Origin of the sequence: uncultured Caballeronia sp., from assembly GCF_964243625.1 — a bacterium.
In the GTDB taxonomy this organism is placed as follows: Bacteria; Pseudomonadota; Gammaproteobacteria; order Burkholderiales; family Burkholderiaceae; genus Caballeronia.
In genome coordinates this window covers 2,211-2,721 of the sequence record NZ_CAXTGZ010000746.1, presented here as the reverse complement: position 1 = coordinate 2,721, position 511 = coordinate 2,211, and positions in this window count along the sequence as shown.

Here is a 511-nt window from a genome sequence, read left to right as displayed (position 1 = left end):
ACAGATACCCACACGCTTCGCCACCAGTAATTGTGGCAGTCAATACGGAAACCTGGCCAAGACATAACAACGGGTTAAGCCATAACAGCTCCGCAGGTCTTGACCCGCACAGGACTTTGCCGCCGGGGTCCCATGCAAGCCCGGATACAACGGAACCAGTACAGCCATCCATTTGTTTGGGCGCCAGCGCGCGCAGCGGGGAGGCCTAATTAATGGACTCCCAAACTGGTGGCGAAGCGTGTGGGTTGCGGTTGACGGAGGGGGAGGGTTTCAAGTGTTCGTGGTTATGGCGGCAACCGTTCTTCTGACGTACCAAACAGTTGTCACTGCACGCTCGGGACACTTAAGAATTAGCGGTTGGGAGGCGTTTTCTTTGCTTCGTTTCTTTGTCGCCGTTGGACAAAGAAATGAAGTGCCGCCACGCACAGTGGCTAAAAGTGCTAAAGAAATCAGACAGCAATGAACGCGCGATAGCCTAAAGAGCAACAACCCGGCATCAACCCAGACCACG